Raw genomic sequence first — 15,889 nt, 5'->3', positions numbered from 1 at the left:
CCAGAAGAATCAGGAAATACCGGTTCCGCATGCTGTCCTCCGTCCGTCTTCGCGTCTTCTTCCTGTTTGCCGCCGGCTACTTCGTCTCGTACGTGTTCCGCGGCGTCAATCTCGGCTTCGCCCCGCTGATCACCCACGACCTGGGCCTCTCCGCCGCCGATCTCGGCCTGCTGACCTCGCTCTATTTCATCGGCTTCGCGGTTGCGCAGATTCCTGTCGGCGTGCTGCTCGATCACTTCGGGCCGCGCCGCGTCACGGCCGGCATGCTGGTGTTTGCGGCGGCGGGCATCGGCGTGTTCGGCGCGGCGCACGGCATCGTGGGGCTGATGATCGGGCGGCTGTTGATCGGCGTCGGTGTGTCGGTGTGTTTGAGCGCGGCCTTCAAGGCGTCGGCGCAGCATTTCGCACTCGCCCGCCTGCCGATGGTGAACGGCTTCACGATGGCGGTCGGCGGTTTGGGTGGCGTCGTGGTCGGGGCGCCGCTGGCGTCGCTGCTGCACGTCGCGACGTGGCGGGAAGTGTGCTTCGGCCTCGTGGCGTTCACGCTCGTGGTCGCGGCGGCGATCCTGTTCTGTGCACCGGCTCGCGGGGAAACCGACCCGCACCAGCGCGCCGACGTCATCACGCAGTTCCGGGGCACCTGGAGCATCCTGAAAAGCGGCGTGTTCTGGAAGCTCGCGTCGTTTTCGGTCGTCACGCAAGGCGTTTTCTTCGCGATGCAGTCGCTGTGGATCCGCCCCTTCCTGCTCGACGTGATGGATCTCACGCCCCCGCATGCGGCGGCGCTGGTATCCGTGCTGGGTCTGGCGATGATGCTCGGCTGCGTCGGTTTCGGCGTGGCCGCGCGCGGCATGGAGCGGCGCGGGGTGTCGGTGTACGCGTTCTGCGGCACCGGCATGGTGCTGTACGTCGCCACGCAGATCCTGATGGTGCTGCGCGTGCCGCTGCCGCCTTCCGTCCTGCTTGCGGCGTACGGGTTTTTCGGCGGCACGGGCATCCTGAGCTATGCGGTCGCCGCGGAATACTTCGCGCCGCACCTGATCGGGCGAGTGCACACGACGCTCACGCTCGTGATCTTCCTGCTGATCTTCGGTTTCCAGGTCGGCGTCGGCGCGATGCTTTCTCTATGGCATGCCGACGGCAGCCGCTATCCGGCGACGGCCCACGTCACCGTGTGGATCGGCCTGATCGCGCTGCAGGCGGCGAGCGCGGCCTGGTACTTTCTGCCAGGCCGGACGATGCGCAAGGACGACGCCGAAGCGCCCCAGCCGCTCTCGTGACAACGCTCGTGCAAGCGGCTGCAAGCATCCGGAATCTGGCGAAGATGACTGTTCCACGCTATACTTCGAAGGTTTGAGCATTTCAACCCGCACCCTAGCGCCTACCTCCCATTCACCGTCGTTCGCTGCGCCAGCCAGCGCGCGCCGCACGCCGCCCTTCGCCTGCTTCGAAACCCCGCTTGCCGCGCGCGAGCGAGCCGGTCCAAGCCGCGATGCGCGCCTCGCGAGCCGCCGCCGTCACTGTGCGAAGGAAACCCGCGCGCCTTGAGCGCCTCGAGTGCCCGAGTACCTCGGGCAGCGGGAAGCCAAGCCTGAATTTCGGACAGACAGGTCGGTAACAGGGTGTTCCCCAAGGAGCTTCCCGTGTTGCCGTCATTTTCCCCCGCACTTCTCGCACTTGCCGACGGCACGGTCTTTCGTGGTCAATCGATCGGCGCGCCCGGTTCGACGATCGGCGAAGTGGTCTTCAACACCGCCATCACCGGCTATCAGGAAATCCTCACGGATCCCAGCTACGCCCGCCAGATCGTCACGTTGACCTACCCGCACATCGGCAACTACGGCGTCAACGCCGAGGACGTCGAAGCCACCAAAGTCCATGCCGCCGGCCTCATCATTCGCGACCTGCCGGTGCTCGCCTCCAACTTCCGCTCCGAACAGACGCTCGCCGATTATCTGAAGGCGCAAGGCGTCGTCGCTATCTCGGGCATCGACACCCGCAAGCTCACGCGTATCCTCCGCGAGAAGGGCGCCCAGAACGGCTGCATTCTCGCCGGCAGCGATGACGAATCGAAGGCGCTCGGCCTCGCGCGTTCGTTCCCGGGTCTCGCGGGCATGGACCTCGCGAAGGTCGTGTCAACCGAGAAGAGCTACGAGTGGACCCAGACCGAATGGCGTCTCGGCAGCGGCTACGGCAAGCAGGAAGCGCCGAAGTTCCGCGTCGTCGCGTTCGACTACGGCGTCAAGTACAACATCCTGCGCATGCTCGCCGAGCGCGGCTGCCACGTGACCGTGCTGCCGGCGCAGTCCACCGCCGCTGACGCGCTCGCGCTCAATCCGGACGGCATCTTCCTGTCGAACGGCCCGGGCGACCCGGAACCGTGCGACTACGCCATTGCCGCGACGCGCGAGTTCATCGCGAAGGGCATTCCCACCTTTGGCATCTGTCTCGGCCATCAGATCATGGGCCTCGCGGTCGGCGCGAAGACCATGAAGATGAAGACCGGCCATCATGGCGCGAACCATCCGGTGAAGGACATGGAAGACGGCCGCGTGGTGATCACGTCGCAGAACCACGGCTTCGCAGTCGACGCCGCGACGCTGCCCGCCAACGCCAAGGTCACGCACGTCTCGCTGTTCGACGGCACGCTGCAGGGCTTCGCCCTCACCGACAAGCCCGCGTTCTGCTTCCAGGGCCATCCGGAAGCGTCGCCCGGCCCGCACGACATCGCGTATCTGTTCGACCGCTTCATCAAGCTGATGGAGTCGACGAAGGTCACCGCATAAAGAACATCACAGAGCACAGTTATGCCGAAGCGCACAGACATCAAGAGCATTCTCATCATCGGCGCGGGCCCGATCATCATCGGCCAGGCGTGCGAGTTCGACTATTCGGGCGCGCAGGCCTGCAAGGCGCTGCGTGAAGAGGGCTACAAGGTCATCCTCGTCAACAGCAATCCTGCGACGATCATGACCGACCCCAACACGGCCGACGTCACCTACATCGAGCCGATCACGTGGGAAGTGGTCGAGCGCATCATCGCGAAGGAACGTCCTGACGCGATCCTGCCGACCATGGGCGGACAGACCGCGCTCAACTGCGCACTGGACCTGTTCCATCACGGCGTGCTGGAGAAGTACAAGGTCGAGTTGATCGGCGCGTCGCCGGAAGCCATCGACAAGGCGGAAGACCGCCAGAAGTTCAAGGAAGCGATGACCAAGATCGGCCTCGGTTCGGCCAAATCGGGCATCGCGCATTCGATGGAAGAAGCGCTCGCAGTTCAAGCGCAGATCGCCGAGGCCACGGGCAGCGGCGGTTATCCCACGGTGATCCGTCCGTCGTTCACGCTGGGCGGTTCGGGCGGCGGCATCGCGTACAACAAGGAAGAGTTCGAGGAAATCTGCCGTCGCGGTCTCGATCTCTCGCCGACGCGCGAACTGCTGATCGAAGAATCGCTGCTGGGCTGGAAAGAGTACGAGATGGAAGTTGTCCGCGACCGCGCGGACAACTGCATCATCGTCTGCTCGATCGAAAATCTCGACCCGATGGGCGTGCACACCGGCGACTCCATCACCGTCGCGCCCGCGCAGACGCTCACCGACAAAGAGTATCAAGTGCTGCGTAACGCGTCGCTGGCGGTGCTGCGCGAGATCGGCGTCGATACGGGCGGCTCGAATGTGCAGTTCGCGATCAACCCGAAGGACGGCCGCATGGTCGTCATCGAGATGAATCCGCGCGTGTCGCGTTCGTCGGCGCTGGCCTCGAAGGCCACCGGCTTCCCGATCGCCAAGGTTGCCGCGAAGCTCGCCTGCGGCTATACGCTCGACGAACTCAAGAACGAAATCACCGGCGGTCAGACGCCGGCCTCGTTCGAACCGACCATCGACTATGTCGTGACGAAGGTGCCGCGCTTCGCGTTCGAGAAATTCCGCGAAGCCGACTCGCGCCTGACGACGCAGATGAAGTCGGTCGGCGAAGTGATGGCCATGGGCCGCACGTTCCAGGAATCGTTCCAGAAAGCCTTGCGCGGTCTGGAAGTCGGCGTCGACGGGCTCGATGAAAAGACCACGAGCCGCGACGAAGTGATTCGCGAGATCGGCGAGCCGGGCCCGGACCGCATCTGGTATCTCGGCGACGCCTTCCGTCTCGGTCTGACGATGGAAGAGATCTTCGAAGAGACCTCCATCGACCCGTGGTTCCTCGCACAGATCGAACAGATCATCCTGAAGGAGAAGGCGCTCGAAGGCCGCACGCTCGAAAGCCTGACGCGCGACGAACTGCTGTATCTGAAAAAGAGTGGTTTCTCGGACCGGCGTCTCGCGAAGCTCACCGGCTCGCAACAAGCCGACGTGCGCAAGAAGCGTCACGACATGAAAGTGCGTCCGGTCTACAAGCGCGTGGACACGTGCGCGGCCGAGTTCGCGACCAAGACCGCCTACATGTACTCGACCTACGAGGAAGAGTGCGAAGCGAACCCGACGGACAAGAAGAAGATCATGGTGCTGGGCGGCGGTCCGAACCGGATCGGGCAGGGCATCGAGTTCGACTATTGCTGCGTGCATGCCGCGCTCGCGATGCGCGAGGACGGCTATGAAACCATCATGGTCAACTGCAACCCGGAAACCGTTTCGACCGACTACGACACGTCCGACCGTCTGTACTTCGAATCGCTGACGCTCGAAGACGTGCTCGAGATCGTCGACCTGGAGAAGCCGGTTGGCGTGATCGTGCAGTACGGCGGCCAGACGCCGCTCAAGCTCGCGCTCGATCTCGAAGCGAACGGCGTGCCGATCATCGGTACGTCGCCGGACATGATCGACGCAGCCGAAGACCGCGAACGCTTCCAGAAGCTGCTGCAGGATCTCGACCTGCGCCAGCCGCCCAACCGCACCGCGCGCGCCGAAGACGAAGCGCTCAAGCTGGCCGAGGAAATCGGTTATCCGCTGGTGGTGCGTCCGTCGTATGTGCTCGGCGGCCGCGCAATGGAAATCGTCCACGAGCCGCGCGACCTCGAACGCTACATGCGCGAGGCCGTGAAGGTGTCGAACGATTCGCCGGTGCTGCTCGACCGCTTCCTGAACGACGCGATCGAATGCGACGTCGACTGCATCTCCGACGGCGACGACGTGTTCATCGGCGGCGTGATGGAGCACATCGAGCAGGCGGGCGTGCACTCGGGCGACTCGGCCTGTTCGCTGCCGCCGTACTCGCTGTCGAAGGAAACTGTCGACGAGCTGAAGCGGCAAACCGCCGCAATGGCCAAGGCGCTGAATGTGATCGGCCTGATGAACGTGCAGTTCGCGATCCAGCAAGTGCCGCAGGACGATGGCTCGAAGCAGGACATCATCTACGTGCTGGAAGTGAATCCGCGCGCATCGCGCACGGTGCCGTACGTGTCGAAGGCGACGGGCCTGCCGCTCGCGAAGATCGCCGCGCGCGCGATGGTCGGCCAGAAGCTGAAGCAGCAAGGCGTGACGAAGGAAGTCATTCCGCCGTACTACAGCGTGAAGGAAGCCGTGTTCCCGTTCGTCAAGTTCCCGGCGGTGGATCCGGTGCTCGGACCGGAAATGCGCTCGACCGGCGAAGTGATGGGCGTGGGCCGCACGTTCGGCGAAGCGCTCTTCAAGTCGCAGCTCGCGGCGGGTTCGCGTCTGCCGGAGTCCGGCACGGTGCTGCTGACCGTAATGGACGCCGACAAGCCGAAGGCCGTCGAAGTCGCGCAGATGCTGCACGAACTCGGCTATCCGATCGTTGCGACCAAGGGCACGGCCGCGGCGATTGCTGCGGCAGGCGTACCGGTGAAGGTCGTCAACAAGGTGAAGGACGGCCGTCCGCACATCGTCGACATGATCAAGAACGGTGAAATCGCGCTGGTGTTCACCACGGTCGACGAAACGCGCGCGGCCATCGCCGATTCGCGTTCCATCCGCATGAGCGCGCAGGCCAACAAGGTCACGTACTACACGACCATGTCGGGTGCGCGGGCCGCGGTGGAAGGTTTGCGTTACCTCCGCGATTTGGAAGTCTATGATTTACAAGGCCTGCATGCTCGCCTAAACTACGGCTTCGATTACAGGTCCAAGCCTCACGAGCCGCGGTTAAGCGGTGTCCTCCCGTCAAAGGGGGACGCGCTTAACCGCGGTAATTTTTTTACGGCTGTTTTTGTTTGTGGGTTGTCTATGAGCACGATTCCTTTGACGAAGCGCGGCGCGGAGCTGCTGCGCGACGAATTGCAACGCCTGAAGGCTGTCGAGCGTCCGGCAGTCATCAACGCAATCGCCGAAGCGCGGGCGCAAGGCGATCTGTCGGAAAACGCGGAATACGATGCCGCGAAAGAAAAGCAAGGGTTCATCGAGGGCCGCATCGCGGAGCTGGAGTCGAAGCTCGCCGCGGCGCAAGTGATTGACCCGACGCAAGTGGAAGCCGAAGGCCGCGTGGTCTTTGGCGCGACCGTCGAACTGGAAGACCTGGAGTCGGGCAACACGGTCACGTATCAGATCGTCGGCGACGACGAAGCCGATCTCGATCACGGTCTCATCTCCGTCAGTTCGCCCATTGCGCGCGCACTGATCTCGAAGTCCGAGGGCGATGTCGCGGCCGTGCAGGCGCCGAGCGGCGCGCGCGAATACGAAATCATCGCCGTTCGTTACGTCTGATGGCGCACCGGGTCTTTCGCCTCGTTTCCATGGTGTGGGTCGGCAGCTTGCTGACCCTCGGCCTCATTGCAGCGCCGGTCCTGTTCTCGATGCTGGACCGGACCGAGGCCGCCTCGGTGGCCGCGCAACTGTTTCGCATTGAAGCGATCATCGGCGTGGTGAGCGCACTGGTGCTCATCCTGATCGGCAATCGCTACGTGAAGAGTGGCATCGTCGACTACAAGCGCGTGCGCTGGATCGTCGCCATGATGCTGCTGTGCGTGCTGATCGGCTATTTCGGCCTGCAGCCGTTCATGAACTCGCTGCGCATGGCCGCGCAGGAAGCCGGCACCGACCTCGCAAATTCGCCGTATGCGAAGCAGTTCGGCGTGCTGCACGGTATCTCCAGTGCGATCTATCTGATCGAAAGCCTGTTCGGCATCGCGCTCGTCTGGCGCTTGCCGGGCGCGGCGCCGGTGGCCATCGTGCCGAAGAACAAGTCGGCGAAGATGGCCGCGAAACGCGCGCGCAGCTGACCTTACTCACGCGCGCTGGTTTCGCGCGGCGCGTACGCTTCATGAGAAGCGCACGCGCCGTTCATCATTTCGACGATTGATGCTGACGCTTGGTGCTCGGCTGACGCTTCTTGGCGCGCTTGACGTTGCCGCCCGCCGTGACACGCTCGTTGCCCAGTACCTTCAGCGTCTGCTTCTTCGGCTTCTTGAAGGCCGGTGCGTCGCGCGAGATCTTCACGGCCTTGACGATGCGCGGCGCGCGGCCCTTGGTCTCACGCTCGGCTGCTTCGCCCGCGCTCGGCGGCATGGTGCTGCGGGTGCGGGTCGTACGGCTTTTCGGCGCGGCGCCTTCCGGCCTCCAGACCACCAGCAGCTTGCCGATATGCTGGATCGGCGCGGCGTTGAGGCGGTCGCAGATTTCGTCGTAGACCGCAATGCGCGCTTCGCGCTCGTCGCCGAATACGCGCACCTTGATGAGCTGATGCGCCTCGAGGTGGACGTTGATTTCCTTGAGCACGGCATCGGTCAGACCCTCCGCGCCGACGAGCACGACGGGCTTGAGCGCATGGGCCTGGGAGCGCAGCTCGGAGCGCTCGGCGGGGGAGAGTTTCAGGGCTGGCATGAGAAAATAGGGACTCGACTAAAATGTGGGCGGCCAGGTAACACGCAACGACGCGTGCGCAGTTGCGACGATTCGACGCGATCCGTGACCAGAAGCGCATGACGCGCGCCGTCGCCCACCATAAAACAAAACAGGCCGGAAGCGGGGTTTTGGAACGCACGAGCGCCCAAGGACCGGTCCGGCCAGCAAGCCGCGTATTATCCGCTAAAAGCATCACGCGATGCAGCAAAATACGCACCGGCGCGCAGCGCGCTTTCGTCGCTGGTGCCTCCTCACTTTCGTTTCAATGGCAAAGAACCGTTTCAATCAGTCGTGGTTGCACGACCACATCAACGATCCCTACGTGAAGATGGCGCAGCGGGAAGGTTATCGCGCGCGCGCTGCCTACAAGCTCAAGGAGATCGACGAGCAGGACAAGCTCATCAAGCCGGGCATGGTGATCGTCGACCTGGGTTCGACGCCCGGCAGTTGGAGCCAGTACGCGCGCAACAAGCTGGCGCAGGGCTCGAAGCGCGACGCCGAGCGCCAGGGCGGCATCGACGGCACGATCATCGCGCTCGACATCCTGCCGATGGAGCCCATCTCCGACGTCACGTTCCTTCAGGGCGACTTCCGCGAGGACGAGGTGCTCGCGCAACTCGATGAAATGGTCGGCGAGCGTCAGGTGGATCTTGTTATTTCAGACATGGCCCCCAACCTCTCTGGTGTTGCGAGTGCGGATGCGGCTCGCATCGAACATCTCTGCGATCTGGCGCTGGAGTTCTCCCAGAACCATCTGAAACCGGAAGGTGCGCTGCTGGTCAAATGTTTTCATGGCAGCGGCTATAGTCAGATTGTCGAGAAGTTCAAACACCAGTTCAAAGTGGTGGCGCCGCGCAAACCGAAGGCGTCTCGCGACAAATCGTCGGAGACGTTCATACTCGGACGCCGGCTCAAGCATCCGGGCTGATCGGGCTCCTTAAACAAAATCGGCGAATAAGAGCGATATATTCGCCGATTATGCCGAAAACACCGCCCTTGCCGCTATTTATGCGGTAGTTAAACCTTATGGCAGGGGTTAGCGGTCTGGATTAGAATGCTTCGGTGGCGTCGCAAGGTTTATGTAGGCGCCCGTCTATGAGTGAGGAGTGGTGCTTTGAACAACAATATGTTCTCTAAGGCGGCAGTGTGGCTCGTGATCGCACTGGTGCTGTTCACGGTGTTCAAGCAGTTCGACAAGCCACGCGTGCAGGAAGGGGTGTCCTATTCGCAGTTCATGGACGACGCGAAAAACGGCAAAGTCAAGAACGTCACCGTTCAGGGCCGCAATCTCACGGTTACTCCGGCAGATGGCCAGAAATACCAGATCGTGTCGCCGGGCGACATCTGGATGGTCGGCGATCTCATGAAATACGGCGTTCAGGTCAGCGGCAAGGCTGACGACGAACCCAACGCCCTCGTTTCCGCACTGTATTACCTCGGACCGACGATCCTGATCATCGGTTTCTGGTTCTACATGATGCGGCAGATGCAGGGGGGCGGCAAAGGCGGGGCGTTTTCGTTCGGCAAGTCGCGAGCGCGGCTGATCGACGAGAACAACAACGCAATCAATTTCACCGACGTCGCCGGCTGCGACGAAGCCAAGGAAGAAGTGTCCGAACTGGTGGACTTCCTGCGCGACCCGCAGAAGTTCCAGAAGCTGGGCGGGCGCATTCCGCGCGGCGTGCTGCTGGTCGGCCCTCCGGGTACCGGCAAGACGCTGCTGGCACGCGCCATCGCCGGCGAGGCGAAGGTGCCGTTCTTCAGCATTTCGGGTTCTGACTTTGTGGAAATGTTCGTCGGCGTGGGCGCGGCCCGGGTCCGCGACATGTTCGAGCAGGCCAAGAAGCATGCGCCGTGCATCGTGTTCATCGACGAAATCGACGCGGTCGGCCGTCATCGCGGCGCAGGCATGGGCGGCGGCAACGACGAACGCGAGCAGACGCTGAACCAGATGCTCGTCGAGATGGACGGCTTCGAGGCGAATTCAGGTGTCATCGTGATTGCCGCCACCAACCGTTCCGACGTGCTCGACAAGGCGCTGCTGCGTCCGGGCCGTTTCGACCGCCAGGTGTACGTTGGTCTGCCGGACATCCGCGGCCGCGAGCACATCATGAAGGTGCATCTGCGCAAGGTGCCGATCGCCAACGACGTCGACGCTTCGGTCATCGCGCGCGGTACGCCGGGTTTCTCGGGTGCGGATCTCGCGAATCTCGTGAACGAAGCCGCGCTGTTTGCGGCACGTCGCGGCAAGCGCATCGTCGAGATGCAGGATTTCGAAGACGCGAAGGACAAGATCTTCATGGGTCCGGAGCGCAAGTCGGCTGTCATGCGCGAAGAAGAACGCCGCAACACGGCGTATCACGAGTCGGGCCACGCTGTGGTGGCGAAGCTGCTGCCGCACGCCGATCCGGTCCACAAGGTCACGATCATGCCGCGCGGCTGGGCATTGGGCGTCACCTGGCAGTTGCCGGAACATGACCGCGTGAACCTGTACCGCGACAAGATGCTGGAAGAAATCGCCATCCTGTTCGGTGGTCGTGCGGCCGAGGAAGTGTTCCTGAATTCGATGTCCACGGGCGCCTCCAACGACTTCGAGCGCGCAACCAAGATGGCGCGCGACATGGTGACGCGCTACGGCATGTCGGATGTGCTCGGCACGATGGTGTACGTCGATACCGAAGAAAACGGCATGTTCGGCAAGATGGGCGCGAAGTCGGTGTCCGAAGCGACGCAGCAGAAGGTCGACGCGGAAATCCGCCGCATCCTCGACGAGCAATATGCGCTCGCCCGCAGGCTGCTCGAAGACAACCGCGAACGGGTCGAGGCGATGACGAAGGCGCTGCTCGAATGGGAAACCATTGACGCAGACCAGATCACCGACATCATGTCGGATCGTCCGCCGCGTCCGCCGAAGAACATGCCGCCGCCGTCGGGCGACACGCCTCCGGGCGGCAGCAGCGGCACCGAGGTCAAGCCGGGCAACGCGCCGGCCACGGCCTGAGTTTCACGCTTCCGTTGATGGGCCGGTGTGCTTTGCACGCCGGCCCATTTTCAATTTCCGGGCACGGAATGCAGTACTTTCCTCAGCCTGTATAGTCCTGGCCACTCAGCTTGAGCAACTTGCACGCATCTTCACCATTGGCCGAACCGCTGCAATGCGGCCGCTTCGTGCTGCGCTTCGAACGTCCGCTCGTCATGGGCATCCTCAACATCACGCCCGATTCCTTCTCGGACGGCGGCCGCTTCCTGTCGCGTGAAGATGCGCTGGCCCGCGCTGGGAAAATGCTCGCCGATGGCGCCGACATGATCGACATCGGCGGCGAATCGACCCGGCCTGGCGCGCCGCCGGTACCGCTCGACGAGGAACTGGAACGCGTGGTGCCGATCGTCGAGGCGTTGCGCGCCGTCAACGTGCCGCTTTCCGTCGACACCTACAAGCCCGCCGTCATGCGCGCCGTCCTCGATGCCGGCGCGGACATGATCAACGACATCTGGGGCTTGCGTCAGGAAGGCGCGCTCGACGCCGTGAAGGACAGCGATTGCGGCCTGTGCGTGATGCACATGCTCGGCGAACCGCGCACGATGCAGGTCCACGAGCCGTTCTATGAGGACGTCGTCGCCGACGTGCGCAGCTTCTTCGAAGCGCGCCTGGCCGCGCTCGGCAGCGCGGGCATCGCGGCTTCGCGTATCGCGCTCGATCCCGGCTACGGTTTCGGCAAGACGGTGGCGCATAATTACGCGCTGCTCGGTCACTTGCGTCAGACGTTGCCTGCCGGCACGAATGTGCCGCTGCTCGCCGGCATGTCGCGCAAATCGATGCTGGGCGCCGTCACTGGCCGCGGCGCCGGCGAACGGCTTGCGGCGAGTCTCGCGGCGGCCGTCTGCGCGGCGGAGCAGGGCGCGGCGATCATCCGGGTACACGACGTCGCGGAAACCGTCGATGCGCTCAAGGTCTGGCAGGCCACTCAAGAAGCCGCGTCCGGCAGACATGATTGACACCGGACTTAAATCGGCAAGGATCACGGTGCAGGCGCACGCACCGGTTTAGAACGAACGTCAACACATCCGCGGGCCTATAACAGGCGCCATATGTCCGCGAGGAGGGTCAAGCAACAATGGCACGTCAATATTTCGGTACGGACGGTGTGCGGGGGCGCGTAGGCGTGGCCCCGATCACGCCCGATTTCGTCCTCAAGCTCGGCTACGCAGCCGGCAAGGTGCTGGCCGGCGCGGATCGCGCCCATCAGAAAAAGGGCAATCGCCCGACGGTGCTGATCGGCAAGGACACACGCGTGTCCGGCTACATGCTCGAAGCGGCGCTCGAATCGGGCTTCTCGGCTGCGGGCGTCGACGTGATGCTGGCCGGCCCGATGCCGACCCCCGGCGTCGCCTACCTGACGCGGGCGCTGCGCCTGTCGGCGGGCGTGGTGATCAGCGCATCACACAATCCTTACAACGACAACGGCATCAAGTTCTTCTCGGCGGACGGCAACAAGCTGCCCGACGAAGTCGAACTGCAGATCGAGCAGCAGCTCGAGCAGCCGATGGAATGCGCGCCCTCTGAGCGTCTCGGCAAGGCGCGGCGTCTGGACGATGCCGGCGGCCGCTACATCGAGTTCTGCAAGAGCACGTTTCCCGCGAATTTCGACCTGCGCGGGCTCAAGCTCGTCGTCGATTGCGCTCATGGCGCCGCCTATGACGTCGCGCCGCACGTCTTCCACGAACTCGGCGCGGAAGTCGTGTCGATCGGCGTGGCGCCGAACGGCTTCAACATCAACGACGGCGTCGGCGCCACCGCGCCCGATGCGCTCGTGCGCGCGGTGCTGGAGCACAAGGCCGATCTCGGCATCGCGCTCGACGGCGACGCCGACCGCGTGCAGATCGTCGATTCGACCGGCCGGCTCTACAACGGCGACGAACTGCTCTACGTGCTCGTCAAGGACCGCATCGCGACCGACGGCCAGGTGCAGGGCGCGGTCGGCACGCTGATGACCAACATGGCCGTCGAAGTCGCGCTGAAGGACGCGGGCGTGCAGTTCGTGCGCGCCGCGGTGGGCGACCGCTACGTGCTCGAAAAGCTGCGCGAGAACGGCTGGCAACTGGGCGCCGAAGGCTCGGGCCATATCCTGTCGCTGGACCGCCATTCGACCGGCGACGGCATCGTCTCGGCGCTGCTGGTGCTGGCGGCGATCCAGCGCAGCGGCAAGTCGCTGGCCGAGCTGCTCGACGGCGTCAGTCTGTTCCCGCAAAAACTGATCAACGTGCGCATGAGCGCCGGCGCGGACTGGAAGAGCAGCGAGGCAATTCGTCGCGCGGTCGAACAAGCCGAGCGTTCCCTCGAATCGCACGGACGGGTCTTGATTCGTGCCTCGGGAACCGAACCGGTCCTGCGCGTGATGGTGGAAGCCGCCGCGCAGCAGGACGCTGTTCAGCACGCGGAAACGATTGCTCAGGTGGTGAAGGAAGCGACTTCGTGAGCGTTTACTGAAATTTGTCACATTTTGCTAAAAGCGGGTGCCAGCCCGCTTTTTTATTTGCGATCAATCATTTGACAAATCGGCCTGGATCAGACTTTCAACACGTAAGCGTAATGACACGCGGCCTTCACGATTAGTCATATTACTGTCACGAACTCCTCCTATATTTCGCGGTGTCGTCTCTACGCACACGACACACGCTCACTACTGGAGATCAAGAATGAAATTGATGCACACCGCGCTGGCTGGCTTGATTGGTGCACTCTTCGCCGTTTCTGCCCAAGCAGCCGACCTTACCGGCGCGGGTTCCACCTTCGCAGCCCCGATCTACACCAAGTGGGCGGATGCCTACCAGAAGTCCGGCGGCGGCAAGGTGAACTACCAGGGCATCGGCTCGTCGGGCGGGATCAAGCAGATCATCGCCAAGACGGTGGATTTCGCCGGTTCGGACGCTCCGCTGAAGGACGACGAGCTGGCCAAGGACGGCCTGTTCCAGTTCCCGACAGTGGTGGGCGGCGTCGTGCCCGTGATCAACGTGCCGGGCGTCAAGGCCGGTGAAGTCACGCTGTCGGGCCAGGTGCTCGGCGACATCTACCTCGGCAAGATCAAGAAGTGGAACGATCCGGCGATCGTTGCGCTGAACCCGAAGGCGAAGCTGCCGGATACCGACATCGCCGTGGTCCGCCGCGCCGATGGTTCGGGCACCAGCTTCATCTGGACGAACTACCTGTCGAAGGTCAACGCCGACTGGAAGTCGAAGGTCGGCGAAGGCTCGACGGTGAACTGGCCGACGGGTACGGGCGGCAAGGGCAATGACGGCGTCGCGGCCTTCGTGCAGCGTCTGCCGGGCGCGATCGGCTATGTGGAATGGGCCTACGCGAAGCAGAACAAGATGACCTACGTCGGCATGAAGAACTCGGCGGGCACGGTTGTCGAGCCGAAGACGGACACGTTCAAGGCCGCTGCTGCAGGCGCGGACTGGTCGAAGTCGTTCTACCAGATCCTGACGGACGAGCCGGGCAAGAACGCATGGCCGATCGTCGGCGCAACGTTCGTGCTGCTGCACGCCACGCAGGACAAGCCGGCGCAAGGCACGGAAACGCTGAAGTTCTTCGACTGGGCGTTCAAGAACGGCGGTCAGGCTGCCAACGACCTCGACTACATCTCGCTGCCGGATTCGGTCGTTGCCGAAATCAAGACGCAATGGAAGGCGAAGGTCAAGGACGCTTCGGGCAAGTCCGTCGCAGAGTAAGGCACCTGCCGTATGAAACTGTCCTAAGCTGTTGAGGCGGCGGACAGTCAGCAGCAAAGCAAGCCGTGCGGCAGGCCGAAAGGCCTGTCGCGCGGTCTGACACGTAGCGAAACCCAGGCTCCCATGTCGGACATCAACTTATCGTCGGCTGTGCCAGCAGCGCACACGCAGCGCGCGCCCAGCCCGCTCGGCGACATCATTTTCGGCGGCGTGACGCGGCTTGCAGCCGTCATCACGCTGCTTCTCCTGGGCGGCATCATCGTTTCGCTGCTCATCGCGTCGATGCCGACCATCCAAAAGTTCGGCCTGTCGTTCCTGTGGCGTGCCGAGTGGGATCCACCCAGCGATTCCTTCGGTGCGCTCGTGCCCATCTACGGCACCATCGCGACCTCGCTGATCGCGCTCATCATCGCCGTGCCGGTGAGCTTCGGCATCGCGCTGTTCCTGACCGAACTGTCGCCCGCGTGGCTGCGCCGTCCGCTCGGCGTCGCCATCGAACTGCTCGCCGCGATCCCGTCGATCGTCTACGGCATGTGGGGCCTGCTCGTGTTCGCGCCGATCTTCGCTGAATACTTCGAGAAGCCGCTCGGCAAGCTGCTCGGCGGCGTGCCCGTGATCGGCATGTTCTTCCAGGGCGCGCCGATCGGCATCGGCATCCTGTGCGCCGGTGTGATCCTCGCGATCATGATCATTCCGTATATCGCCTCGGTGATGCGCGACGTCTTCGAAGTCACGCCCGTGCTGCTGAAGGAATCGGCGTATGGCATCGGCTGCACGACCTGGGAAGTGATGTGGAAGATCGTGCTGCCCTATACGCGCGCCGGCGTGATCGGCGGCGTGATGCTCGGCCTTGGCCGCGCGCTCGGCGAAACCATGGCGGTCACGTTCGTGATCGGCAACACCAACCTGCTCGACAACGTCTCGTTGTTCTCGCCCGGCAACAGCATCACCTCGGCGCTCGCCAACGAGTTCGCTGAAGCGAGCCCGGGCCTGCACACGTCGGCGCTGATGGAACTCGGTCTGATTCTGTTCGTGATCACCTTCTTCGTACTCGCGCTCTCCAAGCTGATGCTGCTGCGCATGGAACGCGGGGAGGGCCGTAAATAATGAGCCGTCCCGCTGCTTTCAACCAGGATCCGGCGCGCCTCCAGGCGACTCGCCAGAAGCTGCAGAGCCGCCGTCGCGGCACCAATGCGGTGGCGCTGACGCTGTCGCTCGCGGCCATGGCCTTCGGCCTGATCTGGCTCGTGTGGATTCTCTATACGACGCTCAAGCTCGGCATCGGCGGCCTGTCGATCGATCTCTTCACGCAGTCCACGCCGCCGCCGAACACCGATGGCGGCGGTCTCGCCAATGCGATCGTCGGC

Annotated in this window: 11 protein-coding genes and 2 pseudogenes; 12 read left to right on the top strand and 1 reads right to left on the bottom strand. The window is 63.4% G+C overall.

Going from position 1 to position 15,889, the window contains the following annotated elements; translation table 11 throughout:
* Window positions 1–29 precede the first annotated feature (29 nt).
* The 5 genes and pseudogenes from QCE64_RS08750 (at window position 30) to QCE64_RS08730 (ending at window position 7,171) form a co-directional block, all read left to right on the top strand.
* On the top strand, window positions 30–1,280 hold the full coding sequence (locus tag QCE64_RS08750) for an MFS transporter (protein WP_310003465.1): 1,251 nt from the start codon (window positions 30–32) through the stop codon (window positions 1,278–1,280).
* Between the two features lie 363 nt (window positions 1,281–1,643).
* Window positions 1,644–2,786, top strand: a complete 1,143-nt coding sequence (carA, locus tag QCE64_RS08745) for a glutamine-hydrolyzing carbamoyl-phosphate synthase small subunit (protein ID WP_310003462.1) — start codon at window positions 1,644–1,646, stop codon at window positions 2,784–2,786.
* 21 nt (window positions 2,787–2,807) lie between these two features.
* Window positions 2,808–6,059: pseudogene (gene carB, locus QCE64_RS08740) on the top strand (carbamoyl-phosphate synthase large subunit); the annotation flags it as partial.
* A gap of 120 nt (window positions 6,060–6,179) precedes the next feature.
* Complete coding sequence (gene greA / locus QCE64_RS08735) at window positions 6,180–6,656, top strand: transcription elongation factor GreA (protein WP_309809067.1); 477 nt, start codon at window positions 6,180–6,182, stop codon at window positions 6,654–6,656.
* The gene (locus QCE64_RS08730) at window positions 6,656–7,171 is read left to right on the top strand and encodes a DUF4149 domain-containing protein (protein ID WP_310003460.1); all 516 of its coding nucleotides are present in this window, start codon (window positions 6,656–6,658) and stop codon (window positions 7,169–7,171) included. Before greA ends, QCE64_RS08730 begins: the two co-directional genes overlap by 1 nt.
* 64 nt (window positions 7,172–7,235) lie before the next feature.
* Here the strand turns inward: QCE64_RS08730 and QCE64_RS08725 are convergent, their stop codons facing one another.
* A complete protein-coding gene (locus QCE64_RS08725) occupies window positions 7,236–7,772 on the bottom strand; it encodes a YhbY family RNA-binding protein (protein WP_310003458.1) in 537 nt (178 codons plus the stop codon).
* Between the two features lie 286 nt (window positions 7,773–8,058).
* Here QCE64_RS08725 and QCE64_RS08720 point away from each other — a divergent pair, with 286 nt between their 5' ends.
* The 7 genes and pseudogenes from QCE64_RS08720 to pstA form a co-directional block, all read left to right on the top strand.
* Window positions 8,059–8,721, top strand: a complete 663-nt coding sequence (locus QCE64_RS08720; protein ID WP_309811614.1) for an RlmE family RNA methyltransferase — start codon at window positions 8,059–8,061, stop codon at window positions 8,719–8,721.
* 186 nt (window positions 8,722–8,907) lie between these two features.
* Window positions 8,908–10,794: an ATP-dependent zinc metalloprotease FtsH gene (gene ftsH, locus QCE64_RS08715; RefSeq protein ID WP_309809061.1), complete on the top strand. Its 1,887-nt coding sequence runs from the start codon at window positions 8,908–8,910 to the stop codon at window positions 10,792–10,794.
* Between the two features lie 194 nt (window positions 10,795–10,988).
* Window positions 10,989–11,789 (top strand): dihydropteroate synthase, encoded by an 801-nt coding sequence (folP, locus tag QCE64_RS08710; protein ID WP_404987358.1) that lies wholly within the window; start codon window positions 10,989–10,991, stop codon window positions 11,787–11,789.
* A gap of 119 nt (window positions 11,790–11,908) precedes the next feature.
* The gene (gene glmM, locus QCE64_RS08705; RefSeq protein WP_309917310.1) at window positions 11,909–13,270 is read left to right on the top strand and encodes a phosphoglucosamine mutase; all 1,362 of its coding nucleotides are present in this window, start codon (window positions 11,909–11,911) and stop codon (window positions 13,268–13,270) included.
* 220 nt (window positions 13,271–13,490) lie between these two features.
* Window positions 13,491–14,522 (top strand): phosphate ABC transporter substrate-binding protein PstS, encoded by a 1,032-nt coding sequence (gene pstS / locus QCE64_RS08700; RefSeq protein WP_309917307.1) that lies wholly within the window; start codon window positions 13,491–13,493, stop codon window positions 14,520–14,522.
* A 123-nt stretch (window positions 14,523–14,645) separates the two neighbouring features.
* The gene (gene pstC / locus QCE64_RS08695; protein WP_309809054.1) at window positions 14,646–15,629 is read left to right on the top strand and encodes a phosphate ABC transporter permease PstC; all 984 of its coding nucleotides are present in this window, start codon (window positions 14,646–14,648) and stop codon (window positions 15,627–15,629) included.
* Window positions 15,629–15,889, top strand: a pseudogene (pstA, locus tag QCE64_RS08690) (phosphate ABC transporter permease PtsA); the annotation flags it as partial. The gene pstC and the pseudogene pstA, both read left to right, overlap by 1 nt.

This window comes from Caballeronia sp. LZ043 (assembly GCF_031451075.1).
Lineage (GTDB): Bacteria > Pseudomonadota > Gammaproteobacteria > Burkholderiales > Burkholderiaceae > Caballeronia.
Note: the sequence above shows the minus strand (reverse complement) of the source record. Positions and strands in the feature narration are given on the sequence as shown.